This is a genomic window from Streptomyces sp. NPDC048057, from assembly GCF_040653095.1.
GTDB lineage: Bacteria > Actinomycetota > Actinomycetes > Streptomycetales > Streptomycetaceae > Streptomyces.
Genome location: NZ_JBEZNF010000012.1, coordinates 137,683 through 152,846, shown reverse-complemented (window position 1 = coordinate 152,846; position 15,164 = coordinate 137,683). Strand labels below are relative to the sequence as shown.

General features: G+C 73.9%; 9 protein-coding genes and 1 pseudogene. 6 read left to right on the top strand and 4 right to left on the bottom strand.

Annotation, left to right across the window (positions count from 1 at the left end):
- Positions 1–450 precede the first annotated feature (450 nt).
- Positions 451–1,692, top strand: a complete 1,242-nt coding sequence (locus tag AB0E05_RS16330; protein WP_361963744.1) for a S8 family peptidase — start codon at positions 451–453, stop codon at positions 1,690–1,692.
- 416 nt (positions 1,693–2,108) lie between these two features.
- A pseudogene (locus tag AB0E05_RS16325) lies at positions 2,109–2,486 on the top strand (glycosyl hydrolase family 28-related protein); the annotation flags it as partial.
- Positions 2,487–3,199: 713 nt separating this feature from the next.
- Here the strand turns inward: AB0E05_RS16325 and AB0E05_RS16320 are convergent.
- Complete coding sequence (locus tag AB0E05_RS16320) at positions 3,200–3,862, bottom strand: response regulator transcription factor (RefSeq protein ID WP_361963742.1); 663 nt, start codon at positions 3,860–3,862, stop codon at positions 3,200–3,202.
- Positions 3,837–5,009, bottom strand: a complete 1,173-nt coding sequence (locus AB0E05_RS16315) for a histidine kinase (RefSeq protein ID WP_361963740.1) — start codon at positions 5,007–5,009, stop codon at positions 3,837–3,839. The genes AB0E05_RS16320 and AB0E05_RS16315 overlap by 26 nt, the downstream gene beginning before the upstream one ends.
- A 175-nt stretch (positions 5,010–5,184) precedes the next feature.
- Here AB0E05_RS16315 and AB0E05_RS16310 point away from each other — a divergent pair, with 175 nt between their 5' ends.
- Positions 5,185–7,440, top strand: a complete 2,256-nt coding sequence (locus tag AB0E05_RS16310; protein ID WP_361963738.1) for an MMPL family transporter — start codon at positions 5,185–5,187, stop codon at positions 7,438–7,440.
- A 120-nt stretch (positions 7,441–7,560) separates the two neighbouring features.
- On the opposite strand, the gene AB0E05_RS16305 is transcribed toward AB0E05_RS16310, so the two are convergent.
- Positions 7,561–10,836: a BTAD domain-containing putative transcriptional regulator gene (locus AB0E05_RS16305; protein ID WP_361963735.1), complete on the bottom strand. Its 3,276-nt coding sequence runs from the start codon at positions 10,834–10,836 to the stop codon at positions 7,561–7,563.
- Positions 10,837–11,018: 182 nt separating this feature from the next.
- Here AB0E05_RS16305 and AB0E05_RS16300 point away from each other — a divergent pair, with 182 nt between their 5' ends.
- The 3 genes from AB0E05_RS16300 to AB0E05_RS16290 are packed head-to-tail and all read left to right on the top strand — an operon-like array spanning position 11,019 to position 14,009.
- Entirely contained in the window at positions 11,019–11,768 is a 750-nt protein-coding gene (locus AB0E05_RS16300) for an SDR family oxidoreductase (protein WP_361963733.1), read from the top strand.
- A complete protein-coding gene (locus tag AB0E05_RS16295; protein ID WP_361963731.1) occupies positions 11,758–12,438 on the top strand; it encodes an NAD(P)H oxidoreductase in 681 nt (226 codons plus the stop codon). The genes AB0E05_RS16300 and AB0E05_RS16295 overlap by 11 nt, the downstream gene beginning before the upstream one ends.
- On the top strand, positions 12,435–14,009 hold the full coding sequence (locus AB0E05_RS16290; protein ID WP_361963729.1) for an MFS transporter: 1,575 nt from the start codon (positions 12,435–12,437) through the stop codon (positions 14,007–14,009). Before AB0E05_RS16295 ends, AB0E05_RS16290 begins: the two co-directional genes overlap by 4 nt.
- On the opposite strand, the gene AB0E05_RS16285 is transcribed toward AB0E05_RS16290, so the two are convergent.
- Positions 13,924–15,117 carry a hypothetical protein gene (locus AB0E05_RS16285; RefSeq protein ID WP_361963727.1) on the bottom strand — a complete coding sequence of 398 codons (1,194 nt, stop codon included), beginning with the start codon at positions 15,115–15,117 and terminating at the stop codon, positions 13,924–13,926. The two genes, AB0E05_RS16290 and AB0E05_RS16285, sit on opposite strands and share 86 nt — an antisense overlap.
- Positions 15,118–15,164 lie beyond the last annotated feature (47 nt).

The following is a 15,164-nucleotide window of genomic DNA, read 5'->3' as shown; positions in this document are numbered from 1 at the left end:
CCCCTTCGGCGCGGCCGGGGCCGCGGCCGGCCGCGCGTTCGGTGCCCGTGCGGGCGTCGCCGAGGGGGCCGGCGCGCGCTCACCGGGGAGTCCTCGCGTACGTCACACGTTCCTCCTCGTCCCGAAGCCGCCTCGGACCCGGCCCGTCCACCCGGAACTCCCTGTGTAGCGGGAACTCGCCCCATCGCACACGGGAGTTACCGCTCCTTGACGGAAAGTGGTCGCGTGGCCGGATGCCGCGCCGGCCATCGCGAGGAACGGCTGCAACAGGGGTGCCCTCTTGTGGAATGCGCGAACTCCGGTCAATCTTTGGTGCGACAGCAGGAGTTGACATGCTCCTGACGTCTTCGGGGTGCGTTCCGACGCATCCGCGGACGGCCCCGGGCCACCGAGCCCGGATCCGCCCGCACTCCCCCCACCAGCGCACCATCAACGAGGAGGAACCCTCAGATGGCAGTGACGCAGCACGACGGGCCGCAGACCGCGGGCCGTTCGCGGCGCAGGCTCTCTCCCCTCGGCGCGGCCCTCGCGGGCGCCCTCACCCTGGGCCTCGTGACCGCGCTCCCCGCGACCGCCGCGCCCGAACCGCAGCGCGAAGGCCGGATCGTGGACGCCGGAGCGCCCGGCGCCGTGAAGGACAGCTACATCGTGACCCTGCGCGACGGCGGCGTGCGGTCCGCCTCCGCGGAGGGCAAGGCGCTCGCGAAGAAGTACGGCGCGAAGATCGAGCGCACGTACAGCACCGCGCTGAACGGCTACGCGGTCAGAGTCTCCGAGCGGCAGGCGAAGAAGCTCGCCGCGGACCCCGCGGTCGCCTCCGTGGCGCAGGACCAGACCGTCAGCATCCAGGCCACCCAGACCAACCCGCCGTCGTGGGGCCTGGACCGGATCGACCAGAAGCGGCTGCCGCTCGACCGGCGCTACACCTACCCGGACTCCGCCGGGCAGGGCGTGACCGCGTACGTCATCGACACCGGCGTGCGGATCTCCCACCGGGACTTCGGCGGTCGGGCCGTCAACGGCTACGACGCCGTGGACAACGACAACGTCGCGCAGGACGGCAACGGGCACGGCACCCACGTCGCGGGCACGGTCGCCGGCACGTCGTACGGCGTGGCCAAGAAGGCGAAGATCGTCGCCGTGCGCGTCCTCAACAACAGCGGCTCCGGCACCACCGCGCAGGTCGTCGCCGGCGTGGACTGGGTCGCCCGCAACGCCGTCAAGCCGGCCGTCGCCAACATGAGCCTGGGCGGTGGCGCCAACACCACCATCGACAGCGCCGTGCGCCGGGCCATCACCGCCGGCGTGACCTTCGCCGTCGCGGCCGGCAACAGCAACGCCAACGCGGCGAACTACTCGCCGGCGCGGGTGACCGAAGCCATCACGGTGGGCTCCACCACGAACACGGACGCCCGCTCCAGCTTCTCCAACTACGGCTCCGTGCTGGACGTCTTCGCCCCGGGCTCCGGCATCGCGTCCGCCTGGCACACCAGTGACACGGCGACGAACTCCATCTCGGGCACCTCGATGGCGTCCCCGCACGTCGCCGGCGCCGCGGCGATCTACCTGGGGGCGAACCCGTCGTCCACGCCCGCCCAGGTCGCCTCGGGCCTGATCGCCGCCGCCAGCACGGGCGTCGTCACCAACCCGGGCTCCGGTTCGCCGAACCGCCTGCTGAACGTCACGGGCTGACGTAGCCCCACCACCGCACCACGAACCGAGCGTGGCCGGTGACCGCTGTGAGCGGTCGCCGGCCACGCGCGTGCCGCGGTGGCCCGTGCGGTCGGCTCGGCGACGGACGCCCTCCGGCGGCGGGGACACCGGGCGACCTCCACCCGCGACCTGAGCGAGAGCACCGGCATCGGCCCGTCGAGCCCGTACGACACCTTCGGCGACAAGGGCAGTTGCATCTGCGCGTCCTGCGCCAGTAGGTCGACACCCGGACCTCGCGCAGACGGCGGCGCTGCGCGCGGGGTCGGCCCCAGCGCGTCGACCCGTTGTCACCCGCCTGCGCGTACCCGATGATCTTCGGGCGGACGACCCGCGCGGAGGCCGTGCCTTCCCCGGTCGTGCCGTCGTAGCGCACCGTCCGAGGAGAGGCTCCGCCCGTGACCCGCATCGAACAGCCGCACCACCAACCGGAGAACGTCCTCAGCCGCCGTACCGCGCTGCTCGCGGGCACCGCCGCGGCGGCGCTCCCCGCGGTCGCCGTGACCCAGGGCGCCACCGCGTACGCCGCGCCGAGCGCGGTCCCGCCTGCGGGCGGCACAGGCTGGATCGACGTGACCGCCGCGGCCTACGGGGCCAAGGGGGACGACGTCGCCGACGACGCCGTGGCCCTCCAACGCGCCTTCGACGCCTGCCCGGAGGGCGGCACGGTGTACCTGCCCAAGGGCCAGTACATGACGACGCGCACCCTGCACATCCGCCGCCGCAACATCACCATCCGAGGCACCCACGCCGGGCGTTGGCCGTACGAGACGGCCGCGCCGTCCTGCATCAAGCCCATGTACGAGTCCTTCACCGGCCCGGCGCTGCTGCGGATCGAGGACCGCAGCGAGCGCGGCGACGAGATGGACGTCGACGGCGTCCGGCTGGTGGACCTGGCGCTGAACGGGGTGTCCCAGAAGGGCGGCGTCCACGGGCTGCACGCCAGCGGACTCGTCCGCGACCTGCGCATCGACCGCTGCACCTTCTGGCAGTTCTCCGGCCACGGCGTCTACACCAGCCGCGTCACCCGCGCCGACGGCAAGGGCTACTTCCCCAAGGGCTGGCGCCTGAACGAAGTGACCTGCTGGAACCTGAAGCCCGGCGCGAACGGCTTCCACCTGGAACCGCTGACGGACGCCCAGCTCACGGACTGCCTCGCCGGCGAGTGCGACACCGGCTTCTACCACTACGCGCCCGGCGACGTCACGTACACCTCCTGCCGCAGCGTCTTCAACCGCAAGCACGGATACCGCCTCGACCGCTACAACGACGGCATCGTCTACAACGGCTGCTCCACCGACCCCACACCGGCATCGCAGGCCACACACCCGCCAGCCGCGTCACCAACCTCACCAAACAACACACCTAGGGCGCGTATCGAGTCGTGTTCACCGGGTGCTCCTGGTGAGGTCCTTGATTCAGATCATCGAGGCGCGCAGGTGGAGTGATGTCCGGGCGGGGACTCATGGGGCACGGCCCGGCACCCGGGTCAGGTCCCGGGGAGGATGCGGCGCGTCTCGTAGGCCCACATCGCGATCTCGACCCGGTTGCGGGCGCCGAGTTTGGCCATCAGGCTGGCCAGATGCGTCTTCACCGTGCTGAGGCTGATGTGCAGCGCATCGGCGATCTCGGTGTTGGTCAGCCCGCGGGCGACGGCCAGGAGCACCTGCTCCTCGCGGGCGGTGACGGGGGAGACCGGCTGGGCCGCGGGCCGGCCGGCGGGCAGGTCCGCGAACGCCTGGAGCAGACGGATGGTGACGCTGGGCGCAATGAGCGCCTCACCGCCGGACGCCGACCGTACGGCCTGGGCCAGAAGGTCCGGCCCCGTGTCCTTGAGGAGGAATCCGCGGGCGCCGGCACGCAGCGCGCCGTAGACGTACTCGTCGAGGTCGAACGTGGTGATGACGACCACGGCCAGCGGGTCGGCGACGCCCGGGCCGGCGACCGACCTGGTGGCCTCCAGCCCGTCGATCCCGGGCATGCGGATGTCGAACAGGCAGACGTCGGGGCGCAGTTCACGGGCCAGACGTACCGCCTCCCGCCCGTCGGCGGCCTCGCCGACCACCTCGATGCCGGGCTGGGCGTTCAGCATGATCCGCAGCCCGGTGCGGATGATCGTCTGGTCGTCAGCGACGAGTACGCGAATGGACACCGCTCTCGCTCCTCGCTCTCGGCAGTTCGGCTTCGACGTGCCAGCCCCGGTCGGTACCCGGGCCGGCTCGTAGTGTGCCGCCGAGCAGGGCCGCGCGCTCACGCAGTCCGGCAAGTCCGTATCCGTCGCGACCCCGGCCGGTGCGTTGGCCGTTGTCGCGCACGCTCACCCGTACCGTGTGCCGTTCCGCGGTGACCCGAACGGCGAGCTCGGTCGCGTCGACCGCATGGCGCAGCGCGTTGGTCACCGACTCCTGAACGATCCGGTAGACGGCCGCGTCCACGGCCGGGGGCAGCGCGTCCAGTTCGCCGTCGAGCCCCAGGTCGACCCTGAGGCGACCACCCGGGGTGCGCACCAGGCGCTCCAGATCCGCGACGCCGGCAGGCGGCGCCAGCTGGGCGCCGACCCCGCGGTCCCGCAGCGCGGCGACCATGGCTCGCAATTCCTCCAGCGTGCGCGCCCCTTCCTCCTCGACCCCCTCCAGCGCCTCGGCGGCGGCGGACGGGTCGGTGGCCACGAGCACCCGGCCCGCCTGCGCGATGATCACCATGGCCGACACGTGGTGGGCCACCGTGTCGTGCAGTTCCCGGGCGAGCTGCTCACGCTCGCGGGAGCGCACCTGCTCCCACTGCCGCTCGCGAGCGGTCCGCCAGAACCGCACGGCGGCCCCGGTCACACCGGGCACCGACAGGAAGACGAAGCCCCCGACCTGTTCGACGGCCGGGGTGTCGTCCGTGACGGCGAACAGCGCGAAGGCCGCCAGGACCACCGCGCCGCCCAGCACGATCTCGCGCCCCGATCCCCACCGGGGCAGCGCGTACACCAGCACGAGCACGATCGTGCCGGCGTCCAGGCCGACGGGCTCGCGCAGTCCGGCGACGAGCGAGGCCACCTGGAGCAGCATCACCGAGCCGAACGCCAGCGTCACCATCGCCAGCGGTCGGGTCCGCCGCCACAGGGGCAGCAGGCACAGCCACACGGCGAACACCACCGCCACCGGCCGCCACACGACGTCCTCGCGCAGGGCGGCCTCCAGCGCCACACCGGCCAGGCCCGCGGTGAGCAGCGCCCAGTCCCGCCGCACCCGGGCGGGCGCGTCGGACGGCCGGGGTTCGGTCCACAGGGTTCGCAGGTCGTCTCGGAGCACGGTTCTCAGCCTAGGGACCGCGGCGTGCCGCGCATCGGCCGAAAGGACGGGTCGTCACTCCGCCCCGGGGCCGACGGATCCGCGGCCCGCGGGCCGATGCCGCGGAGCGCCGTGGCGACGAGCCTCGGCATCGGCGGCCGTACAAGGACGGCCGACGAGGTGGTTGGAGGACCCGATGCTCTCGCAAGCCCTGTTGCGCCTCGGCGCAAGCGCCGCCCGCCATCCCTGGCGGGTGATCGCGGCATGGCTGATCGCCACCACGCTCGCTGTCCTCGCCGCGACCGCCTTCGGCGGGCGGACCGCCGACTCGATGACCGCCCCGGGACTGGACTCCCAACGGGCCGCGGAACTGATCGAGCGGGCCGGCACCGGCCAGGAGGGGATGACCGCCCAAGTGGTCGTCACCCCCCTCGACGGCGGTGCCACGTTCTTCGACCACGGCAGCGCGCGCACCGCTCTCACGCGGCTGCAGACCGAGGTGAAGCGGCTGCCGCACGTGCTCGGCACGAGCGACCCGGCGGGGGCACTCGACGCAGGCGGGGGAGAGGCCGTGAGCGGCGGCCTGGTCTCGGCCGACGGGCGGATCGCGGTCGTCCGGGTGCAGTACCCCGACCAGAGCCGGCTGTCGGCCGAAGACCTCGACGCCCTCGTCGATCTCGGCGACCGCCTGCGCGCCGAGCTGCCCCTGCGCATCGAGATGGGCGGGAACCTCTTCTACGCCTTCTCCGACCCCGACGGCGGCGCGAGCGAGTTGATCGGCCTCCTTGCCGCCGCCGCGATCCTGTTCCTGGCGTTCGGTTCGCTCGTCGCCGCCGCGCTGCCGATCGGCATGGCGGTCTTCGGGCTGACCATCGGAGTCGCCGCGATGACGGTACTGGCGGGGGTGACGGACGTCCCCACCTTCGCCCCCGTCCTGGGCAGCATGGTCGGGCTCGGAGTGGGCATCGACTACGCGCTGTTCGTGCTCGCCAGGCACCGGGAGTACCTCGCGCGCGGGCTCGATCCCCACGTGGCGGCGGGGCGAGCGGTGGCCACGGCGGGGAGGCCCGTGGTCTTCGCCGGCGGCGTCGTCGTCGTGTCGATCCTCGGCCTGGCGGTCGCGAACGTGCCGTTCATGACGGTGGGCGGGCTCGCCGTCTCGATCGTCGTTCTGACCATGGTGGTCGCGTCGGTGACGCTTCTACCGGCCTTCCTCGGCGCCGCCGGCCCGCGCCTGGCCCGGGCCGGTCGGATCGGCCGGGCTCTGCAGACGAGGAAGCCGGGCCGACTCGCACGGCGGGACAAGGTGGCGGGCGCCGCTCCCGCCGCCGGTTGGCGGCGCTGGACCGGGCACGTCAGCCGGCACCCGGTGCTGTACGCGATCGGCGCGGCGGGGCTGCTGCTGACCGCGACGCTGCCCGTGCTCGGCCTGCGCGTCGGCCTGCCCGACGACGGCTCGATGCCCCACAACCGTACCGAGCGCCGGGCCTACGACCTCGTCGCCGAGGGATTCGGCCCGGGCACCAACGGTCCCCTCGTCATCGCCGCGGACCCCGCCGGTGATCCGGGAGTGCTGGACCGCCTCGTCGCGACGGTCGCGGGGGATCCGGGCATCGCATCCGTCGCGCCGACGCACATCGATCGGGCCACCGGCATCGCGACCCTCGTGGTGTTCCCGACCACCAGCCCTCAGGACAAGGCCACGGCCGACACCATCACCCGGCTGCGCACCGACGTGCTGCCCACGGCGATCAGGCCCGGCCCGGCCAGGGCCCACGTCGGCGGCGCCGCCGCGAGCCTGTCCGATGTGGGCCAACGCACCAGCCAGCGCCTGCCTGCGTTCGTCGCCGCCGTGCTGGCGATGTCGTTCCTGCTGCTGATGCTGGTCTTCCGCTCGATACTCGTACCGCTCAAGGCGGTACTGCTGAATCTGCTGAGCATCGGCGCGTCCTACGGCATCATGGTCGCGGTCTTCCAGTGGGGCTGGGGAGGCGCACTCATCGGGCTGGAAGCGACGGTTCCGATCGTGTCGTTCATCCCGATGTTCCTCTTCGCCATCCTGTTCGGCCTGTCGATGGACTACGAGGTGTTCCTCCTCTCCCGCGTACGCGAGGAGTACCTGCGCACCGGCGACAACGGAACGGCGATCGTGGAGGGCGTCTCGGGCACGGCCCGGATCATCACCTCGGCCGCCCTCATCATGGTGGCGGTCTTCCTGTCCTTCGCCGTCACCGAGGACCCCTCCACCAAAATGTTCGGGCTCGGCCTGGCCACCGCGATCTTCATCGACGCGACGGTCGTCCGCATGGTGCTGGTACCGGCGACCATGACACTCCTCGGCCGGACCAACTGGTGGCTGCCGAAGTGGCTGGACCGGATGCTTCCCGGCGGCTCGGTCAGCACCGACGACGCCGACGCCCCCGACGCCACCGACGCAGAATCCGGCGGGTGAGACCCCGCGTCCACGGCTGGTGGACCGTTGACCCAACTCCTGCCCGCCCGTTCGGCAGGGGTTCAGGGGCGCGGGGAACTGCGCGCACGACTCCCACCGGGCCGCCGGTGGATCACGAGGTCACGACGGTTCCAGGGGGAGCGCCTCGGACACCGGTGGGGTGGACAGCGCCGTCTCGGGGGACAGCGCCGCGCCGCGGGCGAACACCGCGGTGAAATCCCGCTCGCCCAGACGTGACCGCGTCACCGACTCGACGCGGGTCACGTCGCCCCGCTCCGCCGCGGCCAACGGCGCACCCGCGGCCGCGCGGGCGCCGTGCGCCGCGCCCAGGAGCAGCGTCGCCGCCTCGTCCGCGCCCGTGAGGGCCAGCGCGCCGGCCAGGCCCTCCAGGGCGAGCGCTACGGCCCGGAGGTCGCCGGTGGTGCGGGCGACCTCGTACCCGGCCCGCTGTCGCCGCATCGCCTCCACCGCGTCCCCACGCAGCTCTGCCGTGAAGCCGAGTTCCGCCAGGATCAGCGCGTTCCCGCCCTCCAGGTCGACCTCCCGGTGCCACTCCAGGACCTCCAGCATGTGGCGCTCCGCCGCGTCGAGGTCGCCCTCACGGCGGGCGCCGAGGCCCAGCCCGATGAGGGCGTTGATCTCGCCGGAGCGGAAGTCCAGCGCGGCGGAGGCGCGCAGCGCCTGCTCGTGGTGGTCGCGCGCGGTCGCGAAGTCGCCCGTGAGGAGGGCGATTCGGCCCAGCCCCGACAGCAGCTCCGGGGTCTGCGTGGACAGTCCGAAGCACCGCGCCGTCGCCAGACCCTCCTCCCGCAGGCGCCGGGCCGTCGCGTAGTCCCCGTGGATCTCGGCGATCGCCGTCAGGGGGAAGACCAGCCACAACTTCCCGCAGGCGTCGCCCAACTCGTCGAACAGCGCCGCGCCGCGCGTCGCGTCGTCCTGCGCGCCCGCCAGGTCGCCCCGGAGCAACCGCTGCATCGCGCGGTCCGCGAGCGCGGCTGCCTCGCCCCACCCGTCGCCCGCCGCGCGGAACCCGTCGAGCGCCGGCCCGGTGAGCGCCTCGCCCGCCGGGAGGTCACCGGTGCCCTGGAGCGCGTGGCCGAGGAACCAGCGGGCGCGGGTCAGGGCCGTGCCCGGGGCGTCGTCGCCCCACTCCCCGGCCGCCGCGGTCTCGTCCAGCACCGCGGCGATCCACGCCGCGCGCTCCGCGCTGTCCCCGGCCATGATCGCGACACCCGTGCGCCGCACGGCGACCCGGGCCCGCAGCGCCGCCGGGCCGCCCGGCGCGTTCGCCACGTACGTCAGGCACCGACGCGCCTCGGCGAGCCGCCCCCGCAGCACCCAGTACCACGACAGCGCGTCCACGAGCCGCAGGGCCCGCTCCGCGTCACCCTCCGACACGGCCGTCTCGACGGCCCAGCGCAGGTTGACGTTCTCCGCGTCCAGCCGGGTCAGCCACGTCAGCTGGTCCGGGCCGCGCAGCAGCGGCGCCGCGGTCTCCACGAGCCGGGTGTCGTGGTCCAGGTGCCGGGTCCGTACGGCGTCCAGCTCGCCCGCCTCCCGCAGCCGCTCCAGGCAGTACGCCGCCACGGACTCCAACAGCCGGTACCGGGTGCCGTCCCCCGTGACCTGCACCAGGGAGCGGTCCACCAGCCGGGCGAGCAGGTCCAGCACGTCGACGCCGGCCACCCCGTCGCCCGCGCACACCGCCTCGACGGCTTCGAGCGTGTAGCCGTCGGCGTGCAACGCCAACCTGCGCAGCACCGTCCGCTCGGCGTCGCCCAGCAGCTCCCAACTCCAGTCGATCATCGCCCGCAGCGTCTGCTGGCGGGCGGGCGCGCCCCGCCGTCGTGCGCTGAGCACGCGGAAGCGGTCGTCGAGGAGGCTCAGCAGCCGGTGCACACCGAGGGCGCGGACCCGGGTCGCGGCCAGCTCCAGGGCGAGCGGCAGCCCGTCCAACCGTCGGGTGATCGCCTCGACGGCGGCGCGGTTGTCGTCGTCGAGGCGGAACCCGGGCGCACCGGCCGCGGCCCTGGCCGCGAAGAGTTCCACCGCGCCCTGCTCGGACAGCGGCGGCACCGCCCACAGGGTCTCCGGCGCCAGCGCCAGGGACTCCTGACTGGTGGTGAGGACGACCAGCCCGGGGGCCTCCCGCAGCAGCCGCTCCACGAGGGCTGCGGCCGGGTCCACCACGTGCTCGCAGTTGTCGAGGACCAGCAGCATCCGGCGGCCCCGCAGCACCGCCGCGAGCCGGTCGGCCGCGGAGCCCGGGGGCCGTGCTCCCCACACGCCGTCGTCCCGCAGGCCGAGGGACGCGGCCACCACCTCCGCGAGGTCCGCACCCGCTCCGGCAAGTTCGACCAGCCGGGCGCCGTCGGGGAAGCGGTCGGCCATCCGGTGCGCGACCGCGAGCGCGAGCCGCGTCTTGCCGACGCCGCCCGGCCCGGTGAGCGTCACCAGCCGACGGGACGTCAGCAGCCCGCAGACGGCGTCGACGGCCGCAGCACGGCCGACGAGTTCGTCGAGCGGGGCGAACACATGGGTGGCGGGGACGTCGCCCCGTACCAAGGGCGGCTCCGCCGGCGCCTGGGCCTCCGGCGGCGGAGTCAACTCGGGATCCTGCCGCAGCATCGCCGTGTGCAGGGCGACCAGTTCGGGCCCCGGGTCGAGCCCCAACCCGTCGGAGAGCCGACGCCGGAACGACTCGTACCCCGCCAGCGCCTCGCTCTGCCGCCCGCTGCGGTACAGCGCCCGCAACTGGACCGCCCGCAACCGCTCCCGCAGGGGGTGCTGCGCCACCGGCTCCCCGAGTTCGGCCGCGACCGCCACGTGCTCGCCGCGGCTCAGCCGCGCCTCGGCCCGGTCCTCGACGGCGGCCAGGCGCTCCTCCTCCAGCCGGTGCGCAGCGGCCCGTACGAACGGCTCATCGGCGAAGTCCGCGAACGCCGGCCCCCGCCACAGCCCCAACGCGCCGTCCAGCAGCCGGATCCGCCGTGCGGCGTCGCCCTCCGCGCGGGCCCGCTCCACCAGCGCCCGGAACCGGTCGGCGTCCAGCGCACCGGCGGCCGTCACCAGTTGATAGCCCGGCGCCCGGGACGCCACCAGCTCCCGGCCGCCCGGCTCGATGTCCTCCAACACCCGCCGCAGCTGGGAGACCTTCGCCTGAAGCGACCGCAGCGGACTGCCGGGCGTGCGGTCACCCCACAGGTCGTCGACGAGGCGGTGCGCGGCGACCGGACGGGCCGGGTCGACCAGCAGCGAGGCGAGCAGGGCCCGCACCTTCGCCTCGGGGACCCGCACCGGCTGCCCGTCCGGGCCCCAGACGGCGACCTCCCCGAGGACGCCGAACCCGATGCCCGAAGCTCCGGCCACCGCTTCCCCGTCCCGCTCCCCGTGCACGCCCGCCCCTCCCCGTCGACCACGCCGCTTGACTGCCGCCGCCACCCTGTCACACCGCCCCGACCCGGCCCGAACACCTCCCGAACACCATCCGAGCCGTTCCCGAAGCGCCCGGCCCCAGTCTCTTCACCACGGCCTCCGCAGCACGCGGCAGGCGAACGCACCGACGGATGGAGAGACCCATGAACCGCCTCCACGGCAAGACCGCCCTCGTGACCGGAGCCAGCCGGGGCATCGGACGCGCCATCGCCCTGCGGCTCGCCGCCGAAGGCGCCCGCGTCGGCGTGCACTACGCCCGGGACGACGCCGCGGCGAAGAAGACCGTCGCCGCCATCGAGGCCGCCGGCGGCAGCGCCTTCGCACTCCGCGCCGAACTCGGCGTCCCCGGCGACGCCGTCGCCCTGTGGGCCGCCTTCGACGAGTACGCCGACGGAGTGGACATCCTGGTCAACAACGCGGGCGTGGCGGGACACGGCACCATCGACGAAGTCACCGAGGACGCCTACGACCGGGTCTTCGCGGTCAACGCCAAGGCCCCCTTCTTCGTGATCCAGGAGGGCCTGGACCGGCTGCGCGACGACGGACGGATCGTCAACATCTCCTCCGGCGTCACCAAGGTCGCCTTCCCCGGCATGACGGCGTACGCCGCCGCCAAGGGAGCCGTCGAGGTGCTGACGCTGACCCTGGCCAAGACCCTCGGCCCCCGCGGGATCACGGTCAACGCGGTCTCCCCGGGCACCATCGAGACCGACATCCACCCCTGGATGGCCGACCCCGACGCCAAGGCCGCCGCTGCCGCCTACTCGGTCTTCGACCGGGTCGGCCAGCCCGAGGACGTCGCGGACGCGGTCGCCTTCCTCGCCTCGTCCGACGGCCGCTGGGTCACCGGCCAGAACATCGACGTGAGCGGAGGGTCCGGCCTTGGGATCTGACACCGCCCCCGCGGCGCCCGGCCACGCGCGCCACGTACTTCTCGTCCTCGCCCACCCCCGACCCGACTCCCTCACCGGACAGGTCGCCCACCGGCTGCGCCAGCACCTGATGTCCACCGGTGCCACCGTCGACCTGCTCGACCTGTACGCGGAGGGCTTCGACCCCCGGCTGACCCCCGTCGACGAACCCGACTGGGAGGACCGCGAGAAGCGGTACTCGCCCGAGGTCCACCGGCACATGGACCGCGTCGCGGCGGCCGACGACGTCGTCGTGGTCTTCCCCGTGTGGTGGTTCTCCGTACCGGCCCAGCTCAAGGGCTGGATCGACCGGGTGTGGAACTACGGCTTCGCGTACGGCCGCAGCACGCCCCGCCTCGCCGGCAAACGGATGGTGTGGCTCGGCCTCGCCGGCGACACCGCCGAGCGATACGAAGCCACCGGCCTCGGTGCCGCGCTCGACACCCAACTCCGCGTCGGGGTATCCGAGTTCTGCGGCATCACCGACGCCACCGTCCGGCTGCTGCACGGCACCGAACTCTCCGGCGTCCCGCCGCACCAGCGCTCGGCAGGCGTCCTCGACGTCCTCGCTCAGGCGGAGGCGGCCGTGTCCCGCACCGCCTCCGCCGCCCCGCGCACCCCCGCCGACCACGAAACGCAGGTCCTGACATGACCGCCACCGCCGTCCCCACCCCGCCCCCCGGCTCCGGCGTGCGCCGCCCCTGGCTGGGGCTGGCCGTACTGCTGCTGCCCGTCACCCTGATGACCGCCGACCTCGGCGTCCTGTGGCTCGCCACCCCCTACCTCGCCGGCGACCTCGCCCCCACCGGCGCCGAACTCCTCTGGATCACCGACATCTACGGCTTCCTCACCGCCGGCACCCTGGTCGTCATGGGGACGCTCGGCGACCGGATCGGCCGCCGCAGGCTCCTGCTGTACGGCTCGGCCGGTTTCGTCGCCGCGTCCCTCCTCGCCGCGTACGCCACCAGCCCGCTGGTGCTCATCCTGGCGCGCGCCCTGCTCGGGGTGGCCGGAGCCGCCGTACTGCCCTCCACGCTCTCCCTGATCAGCCACATGTTCACCGACGCGCGGCAACGGGCCCGGGCCGTCGCGATGTGGGTCACCGCCCTCTCGGTGGGCCTGGCGATCGGCCCCGTCGTCGGCGGCGTCCTGCTCGACCACTGGTGGTGGGGGTCGGTCTTCCTCATCGGCGTCCCGGTGATGCTGCCGGTGCTCCTGCTGGCCAAGCACCTGCTGCCGGAGTACCGCGACCCCGACGCGGGCCGGCTCGACGTGGTCAGCGTGGCGCTGTTCCTGCTCGCCGTACTGCCGCTGATCTACGCGGTGAAGGACGCCGCCCACGGCTTCGGCGCGACGACGGCCGCGGCACTCGCGCTCGGCGTGACGTTCGCCGTCGCCTTCGTCCGCCGACAGAACCGACTGGCCCACCCGCTGCTGGAGCTGCGGCTGTTCCGCAACCGGGCCTTCACCGGCGCGCTGCTCGCGCTGCTGCTCGGCATGACCGCCCTCAACGGCGTCGAGTACCTGGTGCCCCAGTACCTCCAGGCCGTGGCGGGCCGCTCCCCGCTGGAGGCCGGGCTGTGGCTGCTGCCCGGAGCGGCCGGCCTGATCGCCGGCTCCCAACTGACCCCGGCCCTGGTCCGCAGGGTCCGCCCCGCGCTCGTCATCGTCGCCGGCCTCGCCGTCGCCCTCGGCGGGTACGCCACCGTCGCCACCGGTGGAGGGGTCGTCGCCGTCTCCCTCGCCCTCGCCGTGATCATGTTTGGGGTGGCGCCGATCAGCGTCCTCGGCACCACCCTGGCCGTCGGCTCCGCACCGCCGGAGAAGGCGGGCGCGGCGGCGGCGACCGGCCAGACGGCGTACGACCTCGGACTCGCCCTCGGCATCGCCGTGACCGGCAGCGTCGCGGCGGCCGTGTACCGCGGCGGGGTGCCCGCCGACGCCCCGGCCGAAGCGCGGGACACCCTCGGCGGTGCGCTCACGGCCGCCGAACGGCTGCCGCAGGGCGCGGACGCCCTCGTCGCCGCCGCCCGGGAGGCGTTCACCCACGGACTCCAGTGGGCGGCGCTCGTCAGCGCCGGCTTCGCCCTGGTCACCGCGGGCCTGGTGTGGGTCCTGCTGCGGCACGTGCCGCCGGTCAGCGGTGGCGCTCCTGCGGAGCGAAAGGATCCGGCGCCCGGCCGGTCCACCGGTGCAGCACCGCGCGTCCCGTCTGGAGCGTGACCCCGTCGGGGGAGCCGTCGGCGCTCTCGGTTCCCGCTTCGGCGACGTAGTGACGTCCGTCGCCGAGCGGGACGAGCCCGTATTGACCCGCCGACAGATACCCGTGGACCCCGGAGGCCCCGTCGTGCAGACCCGCCGGCACCAGCGAGACGAGACGGCCCAACTCGGGCTGCGCCTGGCCGCGCACCGGACCCCAGCGCGCCGGACGTTCGCCGTCGACGACGAAGAGCGAGTAGTTCGGGAACGCGGGCTTCTTGCCCCGGTACGCCGCCATCAGCCAGTTGCCGCTGTCGGCGTCGTACGCGAGGTTCTGCACCCCGTACGTGGTGTTGCCGGTGTACGCGAAGAACTTCCCCGCCGGGGCGGCGGGGCCGCTGGTGTGCGGGGCGTCCTCGGTGAGCGGCCTCTCGTACCGGCGCCAGGAGGCCACGTCGTACTGGAGCAGCACCTGGTGGTCGTTGTCGGTGCGGGTGGAGTTCGCGTACACCCCGTAGGCGACGGTGAGCCGGGTCGCGTCCCCGCGGCCGAGGTCCGGGCCGAAGGCGAGCCCGTCGATACCGCTGCAGCCGTAGCGGTGGTCCGGGGTGTTGCCGGTGTTGCCGTCGAAGACGCCGTCCCCGTCCATGTCCGCGGTGTAGTCGGCCGCCACCTCTTTGAGATGGACCGTGGTGAGCACGCCGGTGGACTGGGCGTCCATGTCCATGCGGGTGATCCGGGACCCGTCGAAGATCGCGACGTAGAAGGCGCTCGCGGTCTTGTACTCCAGCGAGCCGTACACCCGCCCGTCGTCGGGGCTGACGTCCAGGTCCCCCAGGTGGCCGGTGATGCCGGTGACCGAACCGATCGGTCTGCCCTGGAGATCGGTCTTCACCAGCAGGTTGGTGAAGGAGAAGTACATGTGCCCGGTGCGCCGGTCCAGGGCCATGCCCTGGAGGTGGCCGGAGCGCCAGGCCCCGCCGTCGACGGTGGCGGGCAGCGGCGCACCGTCGGTCGGCGCGGGGTCCGACCCGGCGCCGGCCCGGGCGTGGGCGGTGCCCGCGAGGGCCGTCGAGACGAATGCGGCGGAGGTGAGCAGCGCGGTGAGCCGGATGCGCGGATGCCTTCGCATGGGTCCTCCGAGAGCGTGGGGTGGGGCGCGGAAGAGGCGGCGGGGCG

What these genes read in the sequence shown, in the direction of transcription:
- AB0E05_RS16290 (WP_361963729.1), top strand. Translation starts at nt 12,435, where the DNA reads ATGACCGCCACCGCCGTCCCCACCCCGCCCCCCGGCTCCGGCGTGCGC.
- AB0E05_RS16300 (WP_361963733.1), top strand. Translation starts at nt 11,019, where the DNA reads ATGAACCGCCTCCACGGCAAGACCGCCCTCGTGACCGGAGCCAGCCGG.
- AB0E05_RS16330 (WP_361963744.1), top strand. Translation starts at nt 451, where the DNA reads ATGGCAGTGACGCAGCACGACGGGCCGCAGACCGCGGGCCGTTCGCGG.
- AB0E05_RS16310 (WP_361963738.1), top strand. Translation starts at nt 5,185, where the DNA reads ATGCTCTCGCAAGCCCTGTTGCGCCTCGGCGCAAGCGCCGCCCGCCAT.
- AB0E05_RS16285 (WP_361963727.1), bottom strand. Translation starts at nt 15,117, where the DNA reads ATGCGAAGGCATCCGCGCATCCGGCTCACCGCGCTGCTCACCTCCGCC.